We start from the raw sequence: 24,693 nt of genomic DNA, 5'->3' as shown, positions 1-24,693 counted from the left end.
GATCTCGCGGCATGAAACTCCTTCCGTATCGACAACCCTCATTCCGTAACGGCATTGAGGCAGGGGGGGCGAGACGGCTGGACCACGAGGTCCGCGCGTGAGGCGAGCTTGGCATAGATCGGGCGCTATTGTCACTCGCTGTCCCTCATGTGAGTGACACAGCGTCAGCAGGGCTGCCGATGCAGTCGAGTTACCCGTCGAGTCGACCACCCCGCCCCCTGACGAGGATCCTGAGCGTGGAGCGGGCGTCGCGGCGGCGTTCCGGGGTGCGGGCGAGGACCGAGGCGAGGGCGACAATGGACAGGACGCTTGCGTAGAGCAGGCCGACCGTGGTGGTCAGGGCGGCGGCGCTGTGGAGTGGTTCGGGGAGCACGGGCATGGCGGCGACCTTCCGTCCGGAGCCGGGGCGGGCTGGTGTGGCGAGGGGTCCAGCGTCGGACAGCAAGGCTGTGCGCAGGAAGATCCCGAACTTCGCAATTTCACGATCACCGCAGGTCAGAACAGCCATCTTTTACGGGCACGCAGGGGGCGGAGCAGCAGTGACGAACGACAGCGGAGCAACTCCGCATGAGCGCTTCGGCGCGATGGTGCAAGAACTGCTGACGGCTTCCGGACTGAGCGAGCGCGAGGCGGTGCGCGTTCAGGGAGGGGAGGCGCCGAGCCCAACCGCCCTCAGGCAGTGGCGCAAGGGCGAGTCGGCCCCCGCGGCCACGGCGGAGGCAGAAGCCCGTTTCTGGTGCCTGGTCAGGAAGTTGCGGTCGGCAGCCGGTACCGCCGTCTCCAGCGATGCGGACTTGGAGGCTGCGCTCCGTGCAGCCCAGCAGGAAGGTGCCAGGAAACAGCGCGAAGCACATACCCGTTCGGATCGTCCCGTCCCGAAGGGCGGCCCCTTCGTGCGGCCCCACCTTTCGGGCCACGGAGCACCGGGCGCCCTGGTGGGACGGCAGGAGGAGCGGGCGGCGACGCTCGCCTTCGTACGCGCTTCAGAGCCGGACGCGCCGTCGTACCTGTGGTGGCACGCGCGCGCCAGGGTGGGGAAGACCGCGCTGCTGGCCGACTGCGTGACGAGGCCCCCGCCGAACACCGATGTTCTGAACTTCTTCGTCGCCGAGGCGCGGCGCACCGACACCCGCACCGCCTTCGTCGCCGAAACAGCCGCGCAGATCCGGGCGTTCCTGCGCCGGAGCCGGGCGTCGGCGCCAGACCCCAGTGACGCGCAGGCATGGGCAGACCTCCTCAGCGCCGCCGCCGCGAAGAGTGCCCGGCACGGGCGGAAACTCCTTCTCGTCGTCGACGGCCTCGACGAGGACGCCGCCTGGACTCCTCAACGGCGGACGAACGGCGAGAGCATCGCCGCGCTACTTCCCGCCCGCCCCGACGTCAACGTGCGAATCGTCGTCTCCAGCAGAGGGGTTGCGCGCCTTCCCGATGATCTCCCGGCAGGGCACCCGCTCCGACTGCGGGAGTGCCTGCGGGAGTTGAGGCCCCGCGAACACATCGTGGAGAACGACCAGGCGCCGAGAGCGGAGGCGGCCCGGCTGCGCGCGAGCGGCCTGGGCAGGGCGGTCACGAATCTGCTCGCGGTGGCGGGCGGGGGCCTGCGCCCGGTAGATCTCGCGGAGCTGGCCGGAGCGCCGGTTGACGCGGTACACGGCCTCCTCTGGAGCGCGGACGGCCGGTGCGTCGTATCGAGCGAGCCGGTGACCGATCCGGCGGCCGAGACGTACGCGCTGAGCCACCCGGACATCCTCCGGTCGGTCCGGCAGGAACTCGGGGACACCGGTGTGGCACGCCAGGCCGGGCTGTTGCGCACCTGGGCCGGGCATTGGCGGGCTGCGGGCTGGCCCGACGGAACGCCGCCGTATCTGCTGACGGATTACCTCCGGCTGTTGGACGACGCCGACGCGCGTAGGGAGTACGTTCTCGACGCCCGTCGACAGGTACGGCTCGCCTCGGTGGTCGGTCACGACGTCGCCCTCGCGCAGATGGACGCGCTCGGCCCGGAGCAGGGTGAGGGGGGCGGGAACCCGGAACACCTCGGCCAGGCCCTGCGGTTCGCCGCCTCTCGCGCCTCGATACTCCGCGAAGCACGTCACGTGCCGTACCGGGCCCCGGTTCTCCACGTCCGGCTCGGCGACCCGGCGCGCGCCCGCGCGTTGGCGCATTCGGCGTCGAATCCCCTGGTCAGAGCGGCGCGACTGGCCCAAGTCGCGGCGGAGTTGAGCCGTACGGGCTCGGAAGGTGCCGCCGCGACCGCGCGGGAGGCGGTGGATTGGGTGGCGCGCGCCAGCCGCGGCCGCACCCGCCCGCCCGAAGAAGCCGACGCGTACGCGGAGATCGCCGAGGCCGCTCAAGAACTCCACGCGCGCGGAGAGACCGGCACCGCGCGCGCCCTTCTGCGGGCGGTGGTCCTGAGCGGGGAGGCCGATGTCGAGACGATGATCGCGGCGGTGAACGCCCTGGGCGAGGAGGACGAACCGAGCTGGCTGGACGCGGTGGAGGCGCGGGCCGACGAGCTGAGTACGGGTGGCCCGAATGCAGTGGCCGCAGCCGTGGACATCCTCGCGACCATCGCCGGCACGTTTCCCGCCCGCGCTCCTGACGCCAGGAACCGGATCAAGGCGATCTGCGCCGACGTCGACTCGTCGTACGGACTGATGGCGGTCGACATCCTCGCGCTCGGCGCCTCGGCGTTGAAGAGCCGCAAGAGGGAGGCGCCCCCTTTGGTGACGCGGGCGCTGGACCATCTCACCGCCGCGCTGACCGCCCCGGAAGCGCTCTCCGCCGCCGACCGGGCCCACCTGCGGCGCGAGGTCTCGACCACGCTCGTCCGCCTGCATCAGGCCGTTGTCGACAACCGGATCGACCGGGATTCCCTCGCCCGGATCGAGGAGTTGGTGGCGGAGCACCGCGAGCGACTGCGTACCGGCGTGCTGGGCGACGACCTCGCGGAGCGGATGGCGGTGGACAACGCGCTGGCCAGGGAGCGCGGGGCCGCGCAAGAGGCCGCGTTCCGGATGATGGCGGAGGAGGACCGGAGGGCGACGAGGAGGTGGAAGGACGCCGACAGGAGAGCGAGCGACGCGGAGGCGGAGAAGATCAAACGGGAGTGGGAAGAGAGGAAGAGCCAGGCTCGCGGGGAGTCGAGGCGGCAGGAACGGGCGGGGCGAACGGCCGATTCCTCGGAATGGGCCGACACCACCCGGCGAACCAATAACGCCAAGCGGCGCGGCACGCCCCTACGGCGTCGCCCGCGCCCCTCCGACCTCCCGAAGCCCCGTGACGGCCAGTCCGATGACGGCATCGAGCTGCCGCACCACGTGATCCTGCTCCGCCAGGCCGAGAGGCTGCTGGCGGACGGCAACCTCGTACTCGGTCGTGAGCGTCTGGAGGAGGCGCTGCGTCGCTCGCCCCTGCCCGCGGGACAGGTCGCCCGCGACGACGGTTGGACGCTGGCCCTGGCCCAAGCGCTCGGTGTCGTGGGGCAGTCGCCTGTGGCCGACCGGTTGCTGTCGTCCCTGCCGGGGCCGGAGAGTCGGGCTCGGCATCTGGCGGCAGTGTCGCTGGGGTGCTCCCAGGGCGGGCACGACACCGCGGCGGGCGCATACGCGAAGGAGGCGGCGCGACTCGGTGGTGACCTGCACGATCCCACGCTGCGTGGCGCGATCGCCCAGGCCCTGGCCCACGCCGGCGAGGCGACCGCCGCCGTGGAGATGGCAGAGGGGAAGGGGCCTGAGGACGCCGGTCCTCGCGGGCACCGGGAACAGCGATGGGCACAGACCAGCCGGTCGCTGACCGCGGTCGCGGCCGGGCTCGCCCGGCGCACCCCCGACACGGCCGCGGGTCTGGTCGTACGCCAGGCGGAGAGCACGGGCGGCCGCCACCCGCTCATCCGGTCGGCGGAACTCCTGCTCGGCTTCCCGGACGTGCGGCGGCCCGGACCGGAGTGGTGCGAGGCGATGCGGCAGGTCCTCGACGAATTCGCGCAAGAGCCCCGGCAGCAATGGCACGCCCCGTCGTTGGCGGTCCTGGACCTGCTCGTACGGCTCGGCTGCTGTACGGCACCGCGCGCCCTGACCGACGCGACGGCGTACCTGCGGAATACGCTGTCGCCGGACCGGCTCCCCTATGCGGAGCTGGCCGTCCTCGACGCGGTGGCGGGCGACGTCGCCGAGGCCGGGCGGCTCGCCGGGGCGGCGCCGGATCCGACGGTACGGGTCGGGGCGCTGGCCGCCGTCGCGACGTATCTCGCGGGCGTCCCCGTTGCGCTCTCCGTCGATCCGTCGTCGCGGGACTCCGCGGTCCGCGTCTGCCTGGCGCTCGCTCATGCGGCGGGTGACGGCACCGCACCGGACGAAACGGCGGCCCGCGCGCTCGTCGGTGAACTGGTCGCGGGCGGGAACTGGCCGTACGCGATTGCGCTGCTCCCCCGGCTGGCGCCCGAAGCGCTGGAGCCGTTGGCGGAGCTGGCCGGAGCCCACAGCCTCTTCGCTGCGGGAGTGGGTGGCCAAGGTATTTGGATGGGTGCGCAAGTGAGAGCTTGAGACGCCGTTGGGGCCGAGCGGGCCGTGGCGGTGTTGAGGGCGGTGGCGGATCCGTCGCGGTATCGGCTGCTGTGGGCGCTGAGCGGGCGGGAGTTGCCGGGGAGTGCGGAGTGCGCTCGCGGAGCTGTGGGGGCGCATGTGGCGGCGACGCCGCGGCATTTTGGCGTGGCTGCGGGCGGCGGGGCTGGTCACGTCGCGGCGGGAGGGGACCCGTATGTACTACCGCGCGTCAGTCGAGGCAGAACTCGTTGCCCTCGATGTCCTGCATCACGATGCAGGAGTCGCTGCCGCCGTCGTACAGCAGCCGTACGCGCACCGCGCCGAGCGGTATCAGCCGCGCGCACTCGGCCTCCAGGGCGGCCAGCCGCTCCTCCCCCGCCAGGCCGGTGCCCACCCGTACGTCGAGGTGCACCCGGTTCTTGACGGCCTTCCCCTCGGGGACGCGCTGGAAGTACAGCCGGGGCCCCGCCCCCGAGGGGTCCACGCACGCGAACCACGACCCCCGCTCCTCCGGAGGCTGCGCGGCGTCGTACTCCCCCCACGTCCCGAATCCCTCCGGCGGCGCCGGCACCGTGTACCCCAACACCTCGCACCAGAACCGCGCGACCCGCTCGGGCTCCGCGCAGTCGAAGGTCACCTGGATCTGCCGAATCGCCGCCATCACCCCACCCTAGCCGGACCCCGCGCGACCCCTGGCCGGCCCGCCCGCCCGGCGCGGCAGGCCAGGGCCCTTGGGGCCGGAGCCACCCGGGGACGGGAGGTCAGCCGGTGGCTTTCCAGTGGGTGTAAGGGGTGAGCATCTGGAAGGTGCGGGTGGGGCAGTAGAAGGAGCCGGCGGGGGAGTCGTAGTGGGTGTCGGCGTTGGCGGTGGAGGCGGGGGACCACGTGCCGTTGGTGCGGACGGCGATGTTGGCGGACTCGAAGGTGAGGTTGGCCATGTCGGCGCAGGAGGACGCCTGTCCGGAGGTGCCGACCGTGGAGTAGAGCTCTTCGATGTCCCAGCCGTCGGTGCGGCCGGACTGGTTGGTGCCGGACTGGGCGAAGAGGGTGTCCCACTGGCCGGTCGAGTAGTTGTAGAGGTCCGCGGACCAGGTGTTGGAGGCGGCGGAGGTCTTGACGACGCGGCCGGTGTAGGAGCCGGTGCCGCCGGTGTAGGTGGTGAGGAAGGAGCTGTTGATGGTGACGGAGGCGGCGAAGTTGACGCTGCGGCACCAGTCCCAGGCGGAGACCGAGCGGACGGTCCGCGTGTAGACGGTGACGAGTTCGACGCAGGAGCCGCCCGCCGGGTACATCGTCGGGGTGTAGATGGTGGTGCCGCTGTCGTGCACCGTGAGCTGGGTCGAGACGGACTGGGTGGCGCACGAACCGTCCGAGCCGGACAGCGACTTGAATGCCGTGCCCTGCGCCGGGTGGATGTCGAGCAGCGGCCGTACGACGGTGCCCGTGGCCGGGGAGGCCGTACCGAGCGGGCCCTTGGCCGCGATCCCGGACGGCGTCCCGTACTGCGAACGGTGCTGCCGCGTCAGTGAGTCGAGCTGGCGGTGGACCTCGGCCGCGGGCAGCGCCCCGCTGACGGTACGGCCGGAGACCGTCGCCGAGCCGCACGCGGGGGCGGCGGCGGCCACGGGGGACGGCGCGGGGGACGGCGCGGGCGACGAAGGGGCCGCCGCGGCCGTGCCCAGGCCGCAGCCCAGGGCCAGTGCCGCCGCGGTCACGAAAACGGTCGCCGTCGATTTCGGCTTCAGACTGCTCACGAGGCTTCTCGGACTTCTCACGCTGATGCGATCCTCTCGGAGGGCCGGGTGGTGCATGGGGCTCGCGTTACGCATGAGGTCATGCCCATGACAACCTGACCCGACCCGAAAGAGCCGTCTTCGGCCGGTAGTTGACCGTACGGTGGCGGGAAAGAGCCCGCCCCCGTACAGCCGAGCCACCGCGTGGCCGTACCCGTACGACCGGACCCGTACGACCCGCCCCCGTCCGGCCGTACCGCCTCCTCAGTCCCCCGTCGGCACCAAGTCCCGCTCCACGGACGGGGTTTCACGCCCCGGCACCGCGGTCCGCCGCAGCACCGTCAGGGCGACGGCCACGGCCGCGACCAGCAGCGCCGCGCCCAGCGTCAGGCCGAACCCGTAACCGTCGGAGAGCGCACCGAGCGTCGCGCGCCCGCCCGTGCGGTGCTGCGCGGCGGTGCCCAGGGCGGCGAGGCCGAGGGAGGCGCCGATCTGGCGGGAGCTGTTGAGCAGGCCGGAGGCGGTGCCGGTCTCGTGGGGCGCGACGGCCGCCGTGGCGGTGGAGACGACCGGGCCGAGGCAGAGGCCGAAGCCGACGCTGGCGACGATCGAGGGGCCGAGGATGTCGGCGGCGAAGGACCCGTCGGCGCTGATCATGCCGAACCAGCCGAGCCCGACGGCCGTCAGGATGCCGCCGGTGACGAGCAGGGTGCGCGGCGGGAAGCGGTAGCCCAACTTGATGGCGAGCACGGAGCCGCCGATCAGGCCGAAGGTGAAGGGCAGGAACATCGCGCCGGTCAGCGCGGGCCCCTTGCCGAGGATGTCCTGGAGGTAGAGGGAGACGAAGTAGAAGGACGGCGTCATGGCGGCGCCGACCAGGAGGTTGAACGCGTTCGCGCCGGAGACCGAGCGGTTGGCGAACAGGCCGAGCCGGATGAGGGGTTCGCGGGCCGTGGTCCGCTCGACGGAGAGGAAGGCGGCCAGCAGGACGACGGCGACGGCGAGCGTCGAGAGGGTGGCGCCCGAGGTCCAGCCGTGCCGGTCGGTGCGGACGACGCCGAAGACCAGGAGCGTCATGCCCGCGGTGGCGAGTACGGCGCCGAGCACGTCGGGGCGGCCGGCGCGCGCGTTCGGCGCGGTCGCGGTGACCCCGCGCCAGGCAAGTGCCAGCGCGCACGCGGCCATTGGCACGTTGACCAGCATGACCCAGCGCCAGCTCGCGTACTGCGTGAGGACACCGCCGATCACGACGCCGAAGGCGCCGCCCGCCGCGTTGACCGCGCTCCAGATGCCGAACGCCCTGACGCGCGCCCGGCCTTCGGGGAACGTCCCGGTCAGCAGCGCCAGCGCGGCGGGGGCGAGGGCGGCGGCGCCGATGCCCTGGACCGTGCGGGCGGCGACGAGTTGGGCGGGGTTCTGGGCGAGGCCGCCGCCGAGGGAGGCCAGGCCGAACAGGGCGAGCCCGAGCAGCAGCACCCGCTTGCGGCCGTAGCGGTCGGCCGCCTTGCCGCCGAGCAGGAGCAGACCGCCGTACGTGAGGGCGTACGCGTGGATCACCCAGGTCAGGCCGACCGGGCCGAAGCCGAGGCCGGACGCGATCTGGGGCAGTCCGACGTTCACGACGGACACGTCGAGCGACACCATGAACTGGACGACGGCGACGACCGCGAGGGTCAGCCCCGGGCGGACGGCCGCCGGGGCCCCGCTCGGCGGGGTTGTCGGGGGCGCCGGGATGCCGGTGCCTCCGCCGGTGCCCCCGCCCGGACCCCCTGCCGGACCTCCGCCCGGACCCCGGCCCGGACCCCCCGGTTCGATCGGGCTGCTGCTCGGACTCTTCCTCAGCCTCTTCCGCATCGCGGACTCCCCGTTCTCGGCGCCGGCGCGCGCCGCCGCTCTCTGCCGTCCCGACTTTAGGAACGTGTTCCGAAAGTAGCACCGGATGTACCGGATGGGAATCGGGAGGGGGGCGGGGGTACGCGGGGCGGGCACGGCGGCCGTACGCGGCCGGGGCGCGCTTCACGGGGACGGACGGACCCTCGCGCAGGTCACGGCGTACGTCGTACGGCCCGCGCGCGGCGGCGCGGCATGATGGGCCCATGCCCCGACCGCCCACACAGCCCGCGTCGCCCCAGCCGTCCGAGCAGCCCGCGCCGTCCAAGGCGTCCAAGCCGTCCAAGCGCGCAAGCGCCGCCCCCGCGCCGAACGGCCGCACCGGCCGCCCGCCCGTGACCTCCCGCGCGGAGATCCTCACGGCGACCCGTCGGCTCATCGACCGCGACGGCTGGGAGAAGCTGACGATCCGGCGGCTGGCCGCCGAGCTGGGCATCGGGCCGACGACGCTCTACCACCACATCCGGGACAAGGAAGACCTGCTCGTCCAGTTGCTCGAACACCACATCAGCCAGCTCGAACGCCCCGAACTCCCCGCCGATCCGCGCGACCGCGTCATCGCGTCCGCCACCGCGCTGCACGACGCGCTCGCCGCGTGGCCGTGGGCGGCGGAGGTGCTGACCACGGACGGTTTCGTCGGGCTGCTCGACGAATCGGCGCTGTGGATGGTCGAGGGCATCGTGTCCGGGGCGGACGAACACGGCTGTACGCAGGAGCAGTCCGTGCACGTCTTCCGCAGCATCTGGTACTACACGGTCGGCGAGATCCTGGTGCGCGCGCACTCCGTACGGTGGCCGAGCGGCGGCGAACCGCCCGTGTTCCGCGAGACGTTCGACGCGGAGAAGGTGCCGCACCTGGCGGCCGTCAGCGGCCGGTGGCACGAACTGGCCCTACGGGACACGTATCGCGACGGGCTGCGGACGTTCGTGGACGGCTTGCTCGCGGCGGGCGCGCCGGGGGCTCGGGGGCCGGGGGCTCGGGGGCCGGGCGGGGGCGCGTGACCCGTGCCCGGTGGGAGGGCATGACAACGACGTCCCGAACCGTTCGGTGTGCCGCCGCCTCGCCACCGTACGGCGGCTTGTTCGCGTACTGTCAGCTCCGTACGCCCCGTACGCCAAGTACGCACCGTGCTCAACGCCTTGCTCAGGCTCCCCCCACTCTGAACAGACGTAGAGGAGAGGTACATTGCGCGCTCCGCGAGGTGTCAGGCGAGGTATCAGGCGAAGCGTCAGGCGACGGATCGGCCGACGGGGCACGCGCCGCGTCACGCCCTGGCTCGGCGCCCTGGCGGGTGCCTCGGCGCTCGTGCTGCTCGCCGGCGGACCGGCCGTGGCCGCCGTGCCGGTCGGGCAGCCGATGAGCGGGTCGATGACGTACTACAACGACGTCGGGTACGGCGCGTGCGGGACGCGGATCGACGCGTCCACGCAGTATCTGGTCGCGGTGTCGTACCAGTGGTGGACCTCGGCCAACCCCAACAACGACCCTCTGTGCGGCGGGATTTCGGTCCAGGTCACGTATAACGGCAAGACGCTCACGGTGCCGGTGGCCGACAAGTGCCCGACGTGCGACGCGACGCACATCGACCTGAGCCAGCCCGCGTTCGCGGAGTTCGCGCCGCTCGGGACGGGTGTCGTCACCGGCATCACCTGGCAGTTCGTCTCCTCGAACGGCACTCCCCCGCCGCTCGCCGCGCCCACCGGCCTGCACGCGACGGCCACCACCGACACCTCGGTCGCCCTGTCCTGGACCGGCGTCTCCGGCGCGGCCTCGTACACCGTCTACCGCGGCGGCGCCCAGGTCGGCACCACCGGCGGCACGTCCTTCACCGACACCGGCCTCACCGCGGGCACCGCCTACACCTACACGGTCGCTGCCGCCACCGCCTCCGGCACCGTCAGCCCCGCCTCGGCCCCCCTGTCCGCCACCACCACCGGCGGCGGCAGCGGCACCCCCGCCTGCCCCGCCCCCTGGAGCCCGTCCGCCTCCTACGTCCCCGGCAACGCCGTCTCCTACAACGGCCACAAATTCACGGCGACTTACTACTCCACCAACGCCGTCCCCACCGACCCCTCCTCCTGGGCCGTCTGGACCGACAACGGCTCCTGCTGACATCCCAGTTGCCAGGCCCCTACGCCAGACGCCCGGCCAACCCCCCCGGATCCGCCGCCCGAAGCACCCTCCCGGGAACGTCCGCCTTGGGGTCAGTCCTGGATCAGGCCCCCGGTCAGGACCGGGGGCACGTGGCCTGTTGGGGGCGGAGGCGGCCGCCGGTGACGCGGACGCGGTAGAAGACGCCAACGCGGTAGAAGACGCCGACGCGTCCCCGTATCTCCGGGCCGAAGGCTGGTCGGGAAATGGTTCGGCGTCCGGCGGCTGGCTTCCTATGCTCGACGGATGAATTGGGGCGGGGAGTTGCTGAATGTCGTGGATGTCGAGGCGACGTGCTGGGACGGGCAGCCGCCGCCGGGGGCGGTGAGCGAGATCATCGAGATCGGGCTGACCGTGGTGGACCTGGCGGCCGGGGAGCGGGTGGGGCGGCACCGGTGGGTGGTGCGGCCGGTGCGGTCGCGGGTGAGCGCGTTCTGCACGGAGTTGACGGGGCTGACGCAGGCGGAGGCGGACCGCGGGGTGTCGTTCGCCGACGCCTGCGGGGAGTTGGCACGGGAGCACCTGGCGGGGGCGCGGGTGTGGGCGAGTTGGGGGGACTACGACCGGCACCAGTTCACGCGGCAGTGCCGGGCGACGCAGGTCACGTACCCCTTCGGCAGGTCGCATGTGAACGCGAAGGCGGTGTTCACGCAAGGGTACGGGCTGCGCAAGCGGCCGGGGATGGCGGAGGCGCTGCGCGTGGCCGGGCTGCCGCTCGAAGGGCGGCACCACCGGGGCGAGGACGACGCCTGGAACATCGCCGCCCTCGTCCTCGACCTCGCGCGCGCCGACGCGTGGCCGACGCGCGAGGAGTCGTACGGACCCCAACAGCCGTAGACAAAGGGCGCGTTCAAGCCGCGCCTACACGGTGCGGACCAGGTCGCTCTCCCCGTCCGTGAGGAAGGCCGCCAGGGCCCGGCCCTCGTCCATGACCGCGTCGCGCTCCGCCCGCCGCAGCGGCCGGAGCGGGGTGACGGCGACGCCCCGCGCCTCCGCCGTCCACGTGGCGGCGACGCGGCCGTCGACCAGGACGACGCGCTGACCGGCGACGGACAGGCCGCGGTGGGCGTCGTCCACGATCCTGGTCCGGTCGGCGTAGCCGAGAAGGGCGTTGTCGAAGGCGGGCAGGAAGCGTACGGGCGCGGGGGTGCCGGGGTCGGGGCGCGGGGCGTCGGGGAGGTCGAGCAGTTCACGGCCCTGGGTGTCGCGGAAGGCGACGAGTTCGGGGCGTACGGCGGCGACCGCGGCGGGGAGCCCCGCGAGGCCGGACCAGGCGCGCAGGTCGGCGGTGGCGGCGGGGCCGTACGCGGCGAGGTAGCGGCGTACGAGCGCCTGTCCGACGAGGTCCTCCGCCGCGTCGTCGGCGGGCGGCGGGTCGATGTCGCGGCCCAGCCACGACGAGAGCAGGACGTTGCGGACGCCCGCCTTCGTACGCCACAGGCCGCGCGGGGGCCGCTGCGCCATGGGGAGCAGGGCGGCGACGACGAGTTCGCCGAGGACGCGCCGGGGCGGGCCCGGCCAGCGGTCCGCGAGCGCCGCGACGATCTCGGCCATCGTGCGGGCCTCGCCGTCGGCCACGACGGCGCGGGCCGCCGCCGCCAGCGCGGCCAGGTCGATCCCGGCCAACTCGTCGCGGTACGTGCCCAGGACGCGCTGCCGCAGCATCGGATCGTGGCGGGCCCGCCAGGCGAGCGCGTCCTCGGCGGTGACGAGATGGACGGTACGGCGCATCAGATGGGTGCGCACCACCTCGCGCCCGGTCAACAGGCAGTCCAGCGCGGCGGGTTGGAAGCCGCGCAGCCGTGACCAGAGCCCGGTGAACGGCTCCTGCGGTTCCTGCGCCTGGACGCCGCCGAGGTGCGCGACGGCGTCCAGGACCGGCAGGTCCGAGCGCTCCAGCAGGAGTTGGCGGGCCAGGGTCGCCCGGTTCAGGGCGCGGCTGTCGAGCGGCGGCGTCACGTACGGCGTCACGTGCGGCATGACGCGGCGTCAGCCGCCGTACGGGGCAGTGACGTCCAGGACCCACACGACCCCGAAGCGGTCGGTGAGCATGCCGTACAGCGGTGCCCACTGCGCGGGCGCGAGCGGCTGCGCGACCGTCGAGCCGTCCGCCAGCTTCTCCCAGAGCGCGGTGATCTCCTCGGCGCTGTCGCCGCGCACCGAGACGAAGAAGGCGTTACGGCCCTGGTCCCAGGGCAGGTGCGACGGGACGTCGTACGCCATGACGTGGAAGCCGTCGTCGGACACGACCTCGCCCCACATGATCCAGTCGGCCTCGCTCTCGGCCTGTACGGCGCCGGCGTCCTTGTACGTGACGGCGGTGAGGCGCCCGCCGAAGACGGACGCGTAGAAGTCGAGCGCCGCGCGGGCCTCGCCCCGGAAATTCAGGTGGGTGGCGGTCGTGACGGACATGGGTGGCTCCTTGCGCTGTCGGGTTCGAACCTTCGTGACCTGCGTGTTTCCCGGTCTGCGACCCACCCTCGCACCCGTACAGGACAGTTTCTGTCCTGTACTCGGGAGAGAATCGGACGTATGCAGAAAACGTCGGCCCGGCTGCTCTCCCTCCTGTCCCTGCTCCAGACCCGCAGGGACTGGCCGGGCGGCGAGCTGGCGGAACGCCTGGACGTCAGCGCCCGTACGGTCCGCCGGGACGTGGACCGGCTGCGCGAGCTGGGCTATCCCATCGCGGCCTCCAAGGGCCCCGACGGCGGCTACCGGCTCGACGCCGGGGCGCGGCTGCCGCCGCTGCTCTTCGACGACGACCAGGCCGTGGCCCTGGCCATCGCCCTGCGGATGGCCACGGGGGCGGGCGCGGGCATCGAGGAGGCAGCCGCCCGCGCGCTGACGACCGTACGGCAGGTGATGCCGGCGCGGCTGCGGCACCGGATCGACGCCCTGGAGGTGACGGCCGTCCCGCCGCCCGGCGCCGCGACCGCCGACAGCGACGTCCTGACCGCGCTGGGCGCCGCCGTCCACGCCCGCGAGGTGCTGCGCTTCGACTACGCGGGCCCGCCGGAGCCCGAGGCCGGAGCCCCTGCGGCTCCCGCCGCGCAGGAGCCCGATTCCGTCGCGGAGCCCCGCCGCGTCGAGCCCGATTCCCCCGCCGCTCCCCGCCGCGTCGAGCCCCACCACCTCGTCGCGCGCGGCGGGCGCTGGTACCTCCTGGCCTGGGACCTCGACCGCGCCGACTGGCGCACCTTCCGGGCCGACCGGATTCGCCCCCGCACCCCCACGGGACCCCGCTTCACCCCCCGCGACCTGCCCGGCGGCGACGTGGCCGCCTTCGTCACCGCCCGTTTCCGCGGCGCCGAGGCCCCCGCGCGGGGCGCGGCCGACTGGCCCTGCCGCGGTGTCGTCGTGCTCGACCTGCCCGCCTCCGCCGTGGCCCCCTACGCCCGCGACGGCCTCGTCGAACCCCTCACCGCCGACCGCTGCCGCCTCACCCTCGGCTCCTGGTCCTGGCCCGCGCTGGCCGCCGCCCTCGCCCAGTTCGACACCGCCGTCGAGGTCATCGGCCCGCCCGCGCTCAAGGACGCCTTCGCGACCCTCGCCCGGCGCTTCGCCGCCACCGCCGGTCAGTAGGCCCCCGGCGGCCGGAAAACCGGAGGCGGACACGGGCGCGGGCCGCGACACTGGACGGCTGTCCGCATCCCCGCCCGCACCCGCACCCCCGGAGCCCGCCACGTCAGCCGAGCAACCCGCCACGCCCGCCGAGCAGCCCGCCGCACCGGCCGAGCAACCCGCCACGCCCGCCGAGCAGCCCGCCGCACCGGCCGAGCAACCCGCCACGCCCGCCGAGCAGCCCGCGCCACCGCCCCCGTACCGCGTCCCCACCTGGCCAGAACTCGACCCGGAGCGCCACCCGTTCGCCTGGGACGACGCCGAGAAGGCGCGAGTCGAGGCGCTGGTCAGGGAGTTGGTGCCGCAGGTGCGGTCCGGCATGGCGGGCAAGTGGGCGCGGGAGCGCCGCTGCGTGCCGCGGATCACCGCGCTCTTCGTCGAGCGGTACGGCTCCTGGGCGCGGGAGTGGAACTGGAGCGTCGGCGAGGGCGACAACGACGGCGGTGTGGTCGGCAGTTGGTGCTGCGGGGCGCACTCGGTGACGACACCGGACGCGACCGCGGCCAAGGCCGTCGCCGCGCTGGCCGAGTGGCGGGATTGGCTGGAAGAACTGGCTGAGCGCTTCCGGGAGTTGGCCCCGGCACCGGACGCCTCCCCCGAGCAGCGCAGTTGGCACCTGGAACGCGCGGCGGTCCGGCTGGTCACGCGCGTCGTGGACCGTACGCAGGCGGAGAGCGGCTGGTACGGAACGTGCCGACTGGTGCTGGGGTGGTACCTCACCTCCTGCGGAATGGGTGACGCCGAGGCCACGGCCGTGGTCGACAGCGCCATCGGCGGACGCTTCACGAGCTGGGTCGCCCCGCCGTCCACGCTCGTCGATTCGGTCGGCGAGGATCTGGCCGTCGCCCTGACCGGCAGCCTCCCCTACCGCGACCACCGCGAGTACAGCCACCTCGAAGAGCGGCACGACGGCGGATGACGTCCACCGCGCCGCAGCCGCCCGGGGACTCGGCCGTTCCCGCGAGCGCGTACGGGACCGGCCCCGACGCGCTGGCGGCCTGGTGCGCGGCACGGCGGCGGGTCGACTGGACGGCCACCGGCGCCGACGACGTGACGGCAGGCCGGACCACCCCGGCCGTCGACGGCTTCGCCGCCTGGTGCGTGGGTCCCGTCCGGCGCCGCGACCCCGTCCGCGCCCGCCGCCTGCTGGCCGCGTACGAGGCGGCCCGCGCCGACGCCGTACGCGAAGTGCCCCTGACGTTCGGCCTGTTGGCCGGGTGGCAGCGGACCGTGCTCGGTGCGGACGAGGCGGCGTTCAGGACCGGGGACGCGTACGCGAAGGGCGGCCGGGAACGGTACGGGCTGAACTCGCGCACCCCGGCGGACTTCGCGGAGTGCCTGGCCCAAAGCGCGGACGCCGCCGTGCCGTTGGCCGCGCGCGCCGCCCGGACGTATCTGGACGTGGCCTTCTTCCACCCCTTCGCCGACGGCAACGCCCGTTCCGCGCTGCTGGCGTTGACGTATGTGCTCGCCCGCGAAGGCGTCGTCCTGCGCGAGGTGGGTCCGCTCACGATCGCGCGTTACGCGGACGACGCGGCGGGAGCCGCCGATCTCGCCGTGCTCGTCGCGGTTCTCGCGCGACCGTCGGCGAGCCGGAGAACGGTCTGACCCCAGCCGTACATCTCCCGTACACCGCACGTTCGCCGCGATGACATCGCGCGGCCATCTCTTCGCGGCTCCTCGTGTGTGTTGCGGCACGTTCGGCCGCGCCGGCCGGGCGTCGGCGGGCGGGGTGGAAGGGACGGTCGCCGCGCAGGTCAGAGGGGGCGCGAGAGGGGGCGGAAACGCGTTCGAAACGCGGGTGGGCGCGGGGTCGCTCGGGAGGCGGCGCGGAAAGGCCGCCCGTAAGATTGGTCGGCTTGTCTTGCTTTGTACGCCTGAGCAGGGTGCCGGGCCCCCGGACGGGGGACGAGGGACGAGGAGCGCATGGATCTGAGCGTGGAGAGCGACCCGCTGCGGGATGTGGACCTGCTGCTGGGAGTGCTGGACACGGCCGAACGGCCGAGCGTTCCGCACGCCCACTTCGCGGGAGGTACGGCCGCCGGGGCGCGGACGCTGCTGGACGTGCTCGACGCGACCGTCCTCGCGCACCCGCAGGAGCCCGCGCTGGACGACGGGCGCACCGCGCTGACGTACCGCGCGCTGGCCGCCGAGGTCGACACGCTGCGGCGCGGGCTCGCTGCGGCCGGGATCAGGCCGGGCGACCGGGTCGGCGTGCGGGTGCCCTCGGGCAGCAACGACCTGTACGTCAGCATCCTGGCCGTGCTCGCGGCGGGCGCCGCCTACGTCCCGGTGGACGCCGAGGACCCGGACGAGCGGGCCGAGCTGGTCTTCGGCGAGGCGCGGGTGGCCGCCGTACTGGGCGCGGACCGCGCCCTCACCCTGACCGGCGCACCTCACGCGCCGACCGGCACCCCTCACGCCACCGCCCGCCCCGGCACTCCTCACGCCACCACCGTGACCGGCACCCGTCACGCCACCACCCTGACCGGCACCCGTCACGCGCCGAACGACACGCCCGCGTCGAAAGCCCCGCGCCGCCCCTCCCCCGACGACGACGCCTGGATCATCTTCACCTCGGGCTCGACCGGCCGCCCCAAGGGCGTCGCGGTCACGCACCGCAACGCGGCGGCGTTCGTGGACGCCGAGGCCGCGCTGTTCCTCCAGGACGAGCCGATCGGTCCCGGCGACCGCGTGATGGCGAGCCTGTCGGTGGCCTTCGACGCCTCGTGCGAGGAGATGTGGCTGGCATGGCGCAACGGCGCCTGCCTGGTCCCGGTCCCCCGCTCGCAGGTGCGCGGCGGCAGCGACCTCGGGCCGTGGCTGGCCGAGCAGGAGATCACGGTGGTCTCGACGGTGCCGACGCTGGCCGCGCTGTGGCCCGCCGGGGCGCTGAACGAGGTGCGGCTGCTGATCTTCGGCGGCGAGGCGTGCCCGCCGGAGCTGGTCGAGCGGCTGGTCACCGAGGGGCGCGAGGTCTGGAACACCTACGGCCCGACCGAGGCCACCGTCGTCGCCTGCGCGGCGCTGCTGACGGGCGAGGGCCCGGTACGGATCGGGCTGCCGCTGGACGGCTGGGAGCTGGCCGTGGTGGACGAGGCGGGCGAGCCGGTGCCGATGGGCGGCAGCGGCCAGCTCATCATCGGCGGCGTCGGCCTGGCCCGGTATCTCGACGCCGAGAAGGACGCGGAGAAGTACGCGCCGCTGGAGTCGATGGGCTGGGCGCGCGCGTACCGCAGCGGCGACCTCGTACGCGCCGAGCCCGAGGGGCTGCTGTTCCTGGGCCGCGCCGACGAGCAGGTCAAGCTCGGCGGGCGCCGGATCGAGCTGGGCGAGGTGGACGCGGCGCTCCAGGCGCTGCCTGGCGTGGCGGGGGCAGCCGCCGCCGTACGCACGACCAGGCGCGGCAATCAGCTGCTGGTCGGTTACGTGGTGGCGGGCGAGGGCTGGGACCGGGCCGCGGCCGTCGCGGAGCTGTCCACGAAGCTGCCCGCCGCCCTCGTACCGCTGCTGGCGACCGTCCCCGGCCTGCCGACCCGCACCTCGGGGAAGGTGGACAGGGCCGCGCTGCCCTGGCCGCTGCCGGAGTCGGCGGGCCCCGCGCCCGGCGAGGAGGCCGCCGAGCCGCTGCGCGGCACCGAGGCGTGGGTCGCCGAGCAGTGGACCGAAGTCCTCGGTGTGCCGGTGGTCGAGGCGCGCGACGACTTCTTCGCGATCGGCGGCGGCAGTCTGGCCGCGGCCCAGCTCACGACGCTGCTGCGGACCCGCTTCCCGTCGGTGGCCGTCGTCGACATCTACCAGGCGCCGACCGTGCGCAAACTGGCCAGGATGCTGGACCGTTCCGTACGGGACGACCGCCCGGCCCGCGAGATCGCGCCGGTGCCCGGCCGCGCCAAGGCCGTCCAACTGCTCGCGCTGCTGCCGCTGTTCGCGCTGACCGGGCTGCGCTGGACGACCGGGCTGCTGGCGTTGGGCAACACCCTTGCCTGGACCGGCCACTACCCGTGGGCGCCCACCGCGTCCTGGTGGCTGGTCGCCGCCGGGGCCGTCCTGCTCTTCAGCCCGCCCGGCCGCCTCGCGCTGGCCGCGGCCGGTGCCCGGCTGCTGCTGCGCGGGCTGACCCCCGGCAGCTATCCGCGCGGCGGCGGCGTCCACCTGCGGCTGTGGGCGGCCGAGCGGCTGGCCGAGGCGACCGGCGCGACCTCGCTGTCCGGGGCCTGGCTGATCCGGTACGGCCGGGCGCTCGGCGCGCGGATCGGCCCGGACGTGGACCTGCACTCGCTGCCGCCGGTCACCGGCATGCTCAAGCTCGGCCGGGGCTGCGCGGTCGAGGCCGAGGTCGACCTCGCCGGGTACTGGCTGGACGGCGACCGGCTCGAGGTCGGCCCGGTGAAGGTCGGCTCCGGCGCCGTCGTCGGCACCCGCAGCACACTCCTGCCGGGCGCCAGGATCGGCAAGCGCGCGCAGATCACGGCCGGGTCCAGCGTCACCGGGCAGGTGCCGACCGGGCAGAGCTGGGCGGGCGCGCCCGCCGTCAAGGTCGGCAAGGCCGAGCGGCGCTGGCCCAAGCAGCGGCCCGCGCGCCGGGCCCGCTGGGCGGCGGCGTACGGCGCGAGCGGCGTCGGCGTGACGCTGCTGCCGCTGATCGCCGGGCTCGCGGCGCTGGCCGTCGCGGCCTGCCTGGTGCCCGCCCACAGCGGTCTCGGCGCCGCCGCGCGGGGCGCGCTCATCGCGCTCGTCCCCGCCACCCTCGCCTTCGCGCTGGTGTACGCGGCGCTGCTGATCGCCGCCGTCCGGCTGCTGAGCCTGGGCCTGCGGCCCGGCTGGCACCCGCTGCACAGCCGCGTCGGCTGGCAGTCCTGGACGGTCATCCAGCTCATGGACGCCGCCCGCGACAAGCTCTTCCCGCTGTACGCGGGCCTGATCACGCCCGTGTGGCTGCGGGCGCTCGGCATGAAGGTCGGCAGCGGCGCCGAGGTCTCCACGGTTCTGGCGATGCCGAGCCTCACCACCGTCGGCGACGGCGCGTTCCTCGCCGACGACGTCCTCGTCGCCCCTTACCAGCTCGGCGGCGGCTGGCTGCGGATCGGCGCGGCCGAGATCGGCGAGCGCGCGTTCCTCGGCAATTCGGGGATGACGGCGCCGGGGCGCGCCGTCCCGGACCGCGGCCTGGTCGGGGTGCTGTCGGCGACGCCGAAGAAGGCCAAGGAGGGCCGCTCGTACCTGGGCATGCCGCCGGTACGGCTGCCGCGCACGGCTGACGACGCCGACCAGAGTCTGACGTACGCGCCGCCGGTACGGCTGGTGTGGGCGCGCGGGCTGGTCGAGGTCTGCCGCCTGGTGCCGGTGCTGGCCTCCGCCGCGCTGGCCGTACTCGTCCTGGCCGTGCTGGCCCGGCTGGCCCGCGACGCGGGCGTCCTGGCGGTCGCACTGCTGTCGGGGCCGGTGCTGCTGGCCGCGGGCGGCGCCGCCGCGCTGGTGTCGATCGCCGCGAAGTGGCTGCTCGTGGGCCGCTTCCGGGCGGTCGAGCGCCCGCTGTGGAGCGGTTTCGTGTGGCGCAACGAGCTGGCCGACACCTTCGTGGAGGTGCTGGCCGTGCCGTGGCTGGTCGGCGCGGTGCCCGGCACCGCCGTGATGAGCCTGTGGCTGCGCGGCCTCGGCGCGCACATCGGCCGGGGCGTGTGGTGCGAGAGCTACTGGCTGCCCGAGGCCGACCTCGTCACCCTGGAGGACGGCGTCAGCGTCAACCGCGGCTGCGTCCTTCAGACCCACCTCTTCCACGACCGGATCATGCGCATGGATACGGTGGTGCTCCGCACGGGCGCGACCCTCGGTCCCGGTGGCATCGTGCTGCCCGGCAGCGAGATCGGCGCCCGCAGCACCCTGGGGCCCGCGTCCCTGGTGATGCGCGCCGAGTCCATCCCCGCGGACAGCCGCTGGCTGGGGAATCCGGCCGAGGTGTGGTTCGAGGAGGAGCCGCCCGCGCGGCGGGGCGAGGCGTGAGAGGTCGTCCGCGGCCGGCCGGGGGCGGACGCGGTCCGTCGGGCGGCGCGCCACGTGCCGGCGCGCCGGCACGTGTGCCCGGCCCGTCCGGGGGAACGACCAGGCCGTACGGGGGTGCGGCCCGGTGGGAACGATGAGCGAGGAACCGTTGAGCCAGAAGCGAGCAGCCGGGCCGGGGGCGGCGGACCCGTACTTCCCCGCGCACGGCGACAGCCGTTACGGCGTCCACCGGTACGAACTGGCCCTGGACTACCGGCCCGCGTCCAACCGGCTGCGCGGCACGGCGCGGCTCAGCGCGGTCGCGGGCGGCGCGCCGCTGCGTGAATTCGCCCTGGACCTGGCCGACTTCAGGCTCCAGCGGGTCGTGGTCGACGGTCGGCCCGCGCACTACACGCACCGGGCGGGACGGCTGCGCGTACGGCCCGCGAAGCCGGTCGAGGCGGGCGCGGCCTTCACCGTCGAGGTGGCCTACACCGGCAACCCGCAGCCCATCAACAGCCAGTGGGGCGGCCTGGGCTGGGAGGAGCTGACCGACGGCGCGCTGGTGGCGAGCCAGCCGGTCGGCGCGCCGTCCTGGTACCCGTGCAACGACCGGCCCGCGGACAAGGCGTCGTACCAGATCGCGGTCACCGCGCCGTCCGCGTACACCGTGGTCGTCGGCGGGCGGCTGCTGTCCAGGACCACCAAGGCCAGCAGCACCACGTGGGTCTACGAGCAGGCGGCGCCCACGTCCAGCTATCTGGTGACGGTGTCGATCGGCCGCTACGAGACGGTCCAGCTCACCGGCGGCGCCTCGCTGTTCGCACCGCGCCGCCCGGTACCGCAGACCGGTTACGTACCGGCGGGGCTGCGCGGCGAATTCGCCGTCGACTTCGAGCGGCAGACCCGCATGATGGACTTCTTCGAGGACGTCTTCGGTCCGTATCCGTTCGGCGAGTACGCGGTGGTCGTCGCCGACGAGGAGCTGGACGTGCCGGTGGAGGCGCAGGGCATGGCCACCTTCGGCACCAACCACCTGGGCGGCAGGCGGCATTGGGAACGGCTGGTCTCCCACGAGCTGGCCCACCAGTGGTTCGGCAACAGCCTGTCCATCGGGGACTGGCGGCACATCTGGCTCAATGAGGGCTTCGCCAAATACGCCGAGTGGCTGTGGTCGGAGCACACCGGCGGCCCGCTCGCCGCCGCGCACGCCGCCACCGCCCACGACCGCCTCTCCCGGCTCCCGCAGGATCTGCGCCTGGGCGACCCGGGACGCCGTCTGATGTTCGACGACCGCCTCTACCAGCGCGGCGGCCTCACCGTCCACGCCCTGCGACTGGCCCTCGGCGAGGGCGCGTTCTTCCGGATGCTCAAGGCGTGGACGACCATAAACCGCCACTCGACGGTGGTCACGGCCGACCTCGCCGCGCACGCGGCGCGCTACAGCGCCGACTCGCTCGACCCGCTCTTCACGGCCTGGGTCCACCGCACGCCGCTGCCCCGGCTCTAGGGCGTGTCCGCCCGGGGGCCGGGCGCGGGCGGGGAGCAGGGAGCCGCGGTCGTGGGCCGCGTCGCGCGACGCGCACCCTGGACAGAAGCGGCGGGCTCGGTCACTCTTCTGCACCATGACGGTACCCAGCCCCCTGGTCAGCGCGGACTCGCCGCTGTCCGTGGCCGTCCCGGCCGTCGCCGAGCGGATCGCGGCGCTGCTGCGGTCGCCCTCGGACATGGCCGTGCCGATTCCCGGCGCGCGGTGGACGGTTGGGGAGGCGGCGGCGCATCTGATGCTGGCCAACGCCCTGATGGCGGACCTCGCCGCCGGGCGCGAGCGGTCGTACGGCGACGGGACGCCGGGCGGCCTGGCCGCTGCCAACACCGCGTCCCTGGAAGCCTTTACCGAGCGCGACCCGGCGATCCTGGCGGCCGGGATCGTCCGGCACGCGCGGGCGTTCACGGACACGGCGCCGTCCAGGGAGCCGGGCGCCCAACTGGCCACCCCGATGGGCCCCATGGACCTCGGCCACCTCGGCGCGTATCTGCTCGCCCACATGCTCGGACACGGCTACGACATCGCCGTGGCCCTTCGCCGCCCCCACATGGTCAGCCCCCAACGGGCCCTGCTCACCGTCCCGTTCCTCATGACGGCCATGCCCCGCGTCGTCGAACCCCGCACCGCCGCCGGGCACACCGCCTGCTACGACCTCCGCCTGCGCGGCGGCCCCCGCTTCACGGCCACCTTCACCGACGGGGCCCTCGCCGTGACCGACGCCCCGCCGCGCCGCCCCGACTGCACGATCGTCACCGAGCCCGTCACCTTCCTCCTCATCGCCCTCGGCCGCCGCACCGCCACGAGCGCGCTCGCGCGCGGCGCGATCCTGGCCTGGGGCCGCAGGCCCTGGCTCGCGCCGCGCTTCCCGACGCTGTTCACGGCGCCCTGAGCCGGGGGCGCTGAGCCGGGGCCTTGAACCGGGGTCTTTGAACCGGAGTCTTTGGGCCGGGGTCTTTGAGCCGGGGTCTTTGAGCCGGGGTGCCGACTCCGTGTTCAGGCAGCGCTCAGGCCGTGCCGACGAGGCCCGACTCGTACGCGATGATGACCAGCTGGACCCGGTCGCGGGCGTCCAGCTTCGTGAGCAGGCGGGAGATGTACGTCTTGACGGTCGCGCCGCTGATGAAGAGCTCGGCGGCGATCTCGGCGTTGGCGCGGCCGAGGCCCACGAGGGTGAGGATCTGGCGTTCGCGGTCGGTGACGGCGGCCAGCCGCGCGGGAGCGTGTGCGTCCACCGGCCCCGCGGGCGGCGGCTGTTGGGCGAAGTGCGCGATCAGGCGGCGCGTGACGGCCGGGGCGATGAGGCCGTCGCCCGCCGCCACGACGCGGATCGCGGCCAGGATGTCGTCCAGCGCCATGTCCTTGACCAGGAACCCGGACGCGCCCGCGCGCAACGCCCCGTAGACGTGGTCGTCCTGGTCGAAGGTCGTCAGCACGAGGACGCGCGGGACCGCGGTCGCGTACACCGGGTCCTCGGTGATCCGGCGCGTCGCCTCGATGCCGTCCATGCCGGGCATGCGGATGTCCATGACGACGACGTCCGGCCGCAGTTCGGCGCTCAGCCGTACGGCGTCCGCGCCCGTACCCGCCTCGCCGACCACCGCGAGGTCCGGCGCGTCGGTGATGATCATGTCGAGGGAGGCGCGGACGAGGGGCTGGTCGTCGACGAGGAGGACGCGCACGGGGACCGCAGGTCCGGCGGCGTCGACGGTCATCGGACGGGCTCCGTGACCGGCATACACGTGAACGTCCCCGCTTCGGAAGCTGGTTGGGCCTCCTGGGGTGGCACCGGCAGCCGGGCCGTCACGCGGAAGCCGCCGTCCGGGCGCGGCTGCGCCGAGAAGTCGCCGTGCAGCAGTCCGACGCGCTCGCGCATGCCGACGATGCCGTAGCCGCCGCGGGTCGGGGCCCGTACGCCGTGCGTCGTCGTACGCGCCGGGTGCGGCTCCGGGTCCGCGCCCGGGTTGCTGACCTCGACGGCCAGCTCCGCCGCGCGGAAGTCGATGGTCACCGCGCAGGACCGCGCGCCCGCGTGCCGTACGACGTTCGTCACCGCCTCCTGGACGATGCGGTACGCCGACAGCTCGATCTCCGGCGGGAGTTGGCGCCGTACGCCGGACCAGGTCACGTCCACGCGTACGCCCGCGGCGGTCGTGGTCTCGGCGAGCCGGGGCACGTCGGCGATTCCCGGCGCGGGGGCGGCCCGTACGGCCTCGCGCGTACCGTCTCCGCCCGCGTGTGCGCCGCGCCCGGTCGCGCCCGTCCCGGCAGAGCCGTTCCCCTGCGCGCTGTTCGCGTCCGCGCCGTTCGCGTCCGCGCCGTTCCCGTCCGCGCCGTTCCCGTCCGCCTCGCGCAGGGCGCCGAGCATGCGGCGCAGCCCGGTCAGCGTCTCCCGCCCCGCCGTCTCGATCTCGCCGAGCGCGGCGCGGGCGCGGTCCGGCTGAGTGTCGAAGACCTGCCGCGCCGCACCGGCCTGGAGCGCGACGATCCCGATGGTGTGCGCGACCATGTCGTGCAACTCCCGTGCGATCCGCAGGCGTTCGGACGTGATGGCCCGTCCCGTCGCCTCCGCGCGCAACGCCTCCGCGTGCGCGTGGCGCTGCCACACCGCGTTGCCGACCAGCCACACGATCGCCGTCGTGAGCGCGGCCGTCAGCGTCGTCGTCGCGTCGGTCTCGTAGCCGAGCAGCGCGCGACCGCCCGAGTAGCCGACCAGCGTGGCCAGCGCCAGCACGCCCGCCGTCGCCGACGTGCGCAGCGGCTGCGTCGCCGCCAGATAGCAGACCGCCACGTCCACCGCGAGGAACTGCAACAGCGGGATGTCCCCCACCGCCATGGCCAACACCGAGCAGACGGTCCCGGTGAGCAGCAGGCACAGGGCGGGGAGCGGGCGGCGCTCGCGGCGCGCGGCGGCCAGGACGAGGACGGCCGCGAGGACTTCGTCCAACTGGTTGCCGAGGCTCAGGTCGAGCACGCTGAGGCCGCGGGTCTGCGTCTGCTCGAAGACGGTGTACGCGGTGACCGCGAACCAGATCAGCGCCATCCACGTACCCGGCCGTACGCGGGAGAGGCGTTTGAGCGGTGAGTGGGTGAAGTCCATGCTCAGCTCCCTGCCCAGGTCCATGCTCCGAGCGTAACGACCGTCCCCCACCTGGGCATTCACCCGGGGACGTAAGCCCGTGGGCGTACGGCGGGGCGGACCGTTCCGCGACCGGCGGACCGGGGG

18 protein-coding genes are annotated in these 24,693 nt (G+C 74.1%); 10 read left to right on the top strand and 8 right to left on the bottom strand.

Annotation, left to right across the window (positions count from 1 at the left end):
- Positions 1 to 190 precede the first annotated feature (190 nt).
- Positions 191 to 379, bottom strand: coding sequence for a hypothetical protein (locus ACIP4Z_RS07515; protein ID WP_401305727.1), 189 nt, complete (start codon positions 377 to 379; stop codon positions 191 to 193).
- A gap of 556 nt (positions 380 to 935) precedes the next feature.
- Here ACIP4Z_RS07515 and ACIP4Z_RS07510 point away from each other — a divergent pair.
- A complete protein-coding gene (locus ACIP4Z_RS07510; RefSeq protein ID WP_401305725.1) occupies positions 936 to 4,544 on the top strand; it encodes a hypothetical protein in 3,609 nt (1,202 codons plus the stop codon).
- Positions 4,545 to 4,773: 229 nt separating this feature from the next.
- On the opposite strand, the gene ACIP4Z_RS07505 is transcribed toward ACIP4Z_RS07510, so the two are convergent.
- The 3 genes from ACIP4Z_RS07505 to ACIP4Z_RS07495 all read right to left on the bottom strand — a co-directional run bounded on the left by ACIP4Z_RS07505 (position 4,774) and on the right by ACIP4Z_RS07495 (position 7,954).
- Complete coding sequence (locus tag ACIP4Z_RS07505) at positions 4,774 to 5,205, bottom strand: VOC family protein (protein ID WP_401305723.1); 432 nt, start codon at positions 5,203 to 5,205, stop codon at positions 4,774 to 4,776.
- A 100-nt stretch (positions 5,206 to 5,305) separates the two neighbouring features.
- Entirely contained in the window at positions 5,306 to 6,298 is a 993-nt protein-coding gene (locus ACIP4Z_RS07500; protein WP_401305721.1) for a hypothetical protein, read from the bottom strand.
- A gap of 243 nt (positions 6,299 to 6,541) precedes the next feature.
- A complete protein-coding gene (locus ACIP4Z_RS07495; RefSeq protein ID WP_401306029.1) occupies positions 6,542 to 7,954 on the bottom strand; it encodes an MFS transporter in 1,413 nt (470 codons plus the stop codon).
- A 419-nt stretch (positions 7,955 to 8,373) separates the two neighbouring features.
- On the opposite strand from ACIP4Z_RS07495, the gene ACIP4Z_RS07490 reads away from it, so the two are divergent.
- From ACIP4Z_RS07490 to ACIP4Z_RS07480, 3 genes are all read left to right on the top strand, one after another.
- The gene (locus tag ACIP4Z_RS07490) at positions 8,374 to 9,168 is read left to right on the top strand and encodes a TetR family transcriptional regulator (protein ID WP_401305719.1); all 795 of its coding nucleotides are present in this window, start codon (positions 8,374 to 8,376) and stop codon (positions 9,166 to 9,168) included.
- A gap of 184 nt (positions 9,169 to 9,352) precedes the next feature.
- Positions 9,353 to 10,279 (top strand): cysteine/serine endopeptidase inhibitor, encoded by a 927-nt coding sequence (locus tag ACIP4Z_RS07485; RefSeq protein ID WP_401305717.1) that lies wholly within the window; start codon positions 9,353 to 9,355, stop codon positions 10,277 to 10,279.
- 285 nt (positions 10,280 to 10,564) lie between these two features.
- Complete coding sequence (locus ACIP4Z_RS07480) at positions 10,565 to 11,155, top strand: exonuclease domain-containing protein (protein ID WP_401305715.1); 591 nt, start codon at positions 10,565 to 10,567, stop codon at positions 11,153 to 11,155.
- A gap of 24 nt (positions 11,156 to 11,179) precedes the next feature.
- On the opposite strand, the gene ACIP4Z_RS07475 is transcribed toward ACIP4Z_RS07480, so the two are convergent.
- Both ACIP4Z_RS07475 and ACIP4Z_RS07470 read right to left on the bottom strand, forming a co-directional pair.
- Positions 11,180 to 12,298, bottom strand: a complete 1,119-nt coding sequence (locus tag ACIP4Z_RS07475) for a winged helix DNA-binding domain-containing protein (RefSeq protein ID WP_401305713.1) — start codon at positions 12,296 to 12,298, stop codon at positions 11,180 to 11,182.
- A 9-nt stretch (positions 12,299 to 12,307) separates the two neighbouring features.
- On the bottom strand, positions 12,308 to 12,730 hold the full coding sequence (locus ACIP4Z_RS07470; RefSeq protein WP_355339918.1) for a VOC family protein: 423 nt from the start codon (positions 12,728 to 12,730) through the stop codon (positions 12,308 to 12,310).
- 120 nt (positions 12,731 to 12,850) lie between these two features.
- Between ACIP4Z_RS07470 and ACIP4Z_RS07465 the strand changes: the two genes are divergently transcribed.
- From ACIP4Z_RS07465 to ACIP4Z_RS07440, 6 genes are all read left to right on the top strand, one after another.
- Positions 12,851 to 13,900, top strand: a complete 1,050-nt coding sequence (locus ACIP4Z_RS07465) for a helix-turn-helix transcriptional regulator (protein WP_401305711.1) — start codon at positions 12,851 to 12,853, stop codon at positions 13,898 to 13,900.
- A gap of 337 nt (positions 13,901 to 14,237) precedes the next feature.
- A complete protein-coding gene (locus ACIP4Z_RS07460) occupies positions 14,238 to 14,858 on the top strand; it encodes a hypothetical protein (protein WP_401305709.1) in 621 nt (206 codons plus the stop codon).
- Positions 14,855 to 15,547 (top strand): Fic family protein, encoded by a 693-nt coding sequence (locus ACIP4Z_RS07455; RefSeq protein ID WP_401305707.1) that lies wholly within the window; start codon positions 14,855 to 14,857, stop codon positions 15,545 to 15,547. The genes ACIP4Z_RS07460 and ACIP4Z_RS07455 overlap by 4 nt, the downstream gene beginning before the upstream one ends.
- Positions 15,548 to 15,865: 318 nt before the next feature.
- The gene (locus tag ACIP4Z_RS07450) at positions 15,866 to 19,942 is read left to right on the top strand and encodes a Pls/PosA family non-ribosomal peptide synthetase (protein ID WP_401305705.1); all 4,077 of its coding nucleotides are present in this window, start codon (positions 15,866 to 15,868) and stop codon (positions 19,940 to 19,942) included.
- A gap of 133 nt (positions 19,943 to 20,075) precedes the next feature.
- On the top strand, positions 20,076 to 21,431 hold the full coding sequence (locus ACIP4Z_RS07445; RefSeq protein ID WP_401305703.1) for a M1 family metallopeptidase: 1,356 nt from the start codon (positions 20,076 to 20,078) through the stop codon (positions 21,429 to 21,431).
- Positions 21,432 to 21,546: 115 nt separating this feature from the next.
- Entirely contained in the window at positions 21,547 to 22,359 is an 813-nt protein-coding gene (locus ACIP4Z_RS07440) for a maleylpyruvate isomerase family mycothiol-dependent enzyme (RefSeq protein ID WP_401305701.1), read from the top strand.
- A gap of 115 nt (positions 22,360 to 22,474) precedes the next feature.
- Here the strand turns inward: ACIP4Z_RS07440 and ACIP4Z_RS07435 are convergent, their stop codons facing one another.
- Positions 22,475 to 23,182: a response regulator gene (locus ACIP4Z_RS07435; protein ID WP_401305699.1), complete on the bottom strand. Its 708-nt coding sequence runs from the start codon at positions 23,180 to 23,182 to the stop codon at positions 22,475 to 22,477.
- Positions 23,179 to 24,591, bottom strand: a complete 1,413-nt coding sequence (locus ACIP4Z_RS07430) for a sensor histidine kinase (protein ID WP_401305697.1) — start codon at positions 24,589 to 24,591, stop codon at positions 23,179 to 23,181. Before ACIP4Z_RS07430 ends, ACIP4Z_RS07435 begins: the two co-directional genes overlap by 4 nt.
- Between the last annotated feature and the right edge of the window lie 102 nt (positions 24,592 to 24,693).

This window comes from Streptomyces sp. NPDC088910 (genome assembly GCF_044749865.1).
Taxonomy (GTDB): Bacteria; Actinomycetota; Actinomycetes; order Streptomycetales; family Streptomycetaceae; genus Actinacidiphila.
This window is presented reverse-complemented; position numbering and strand designations above follow the sequence as displayed.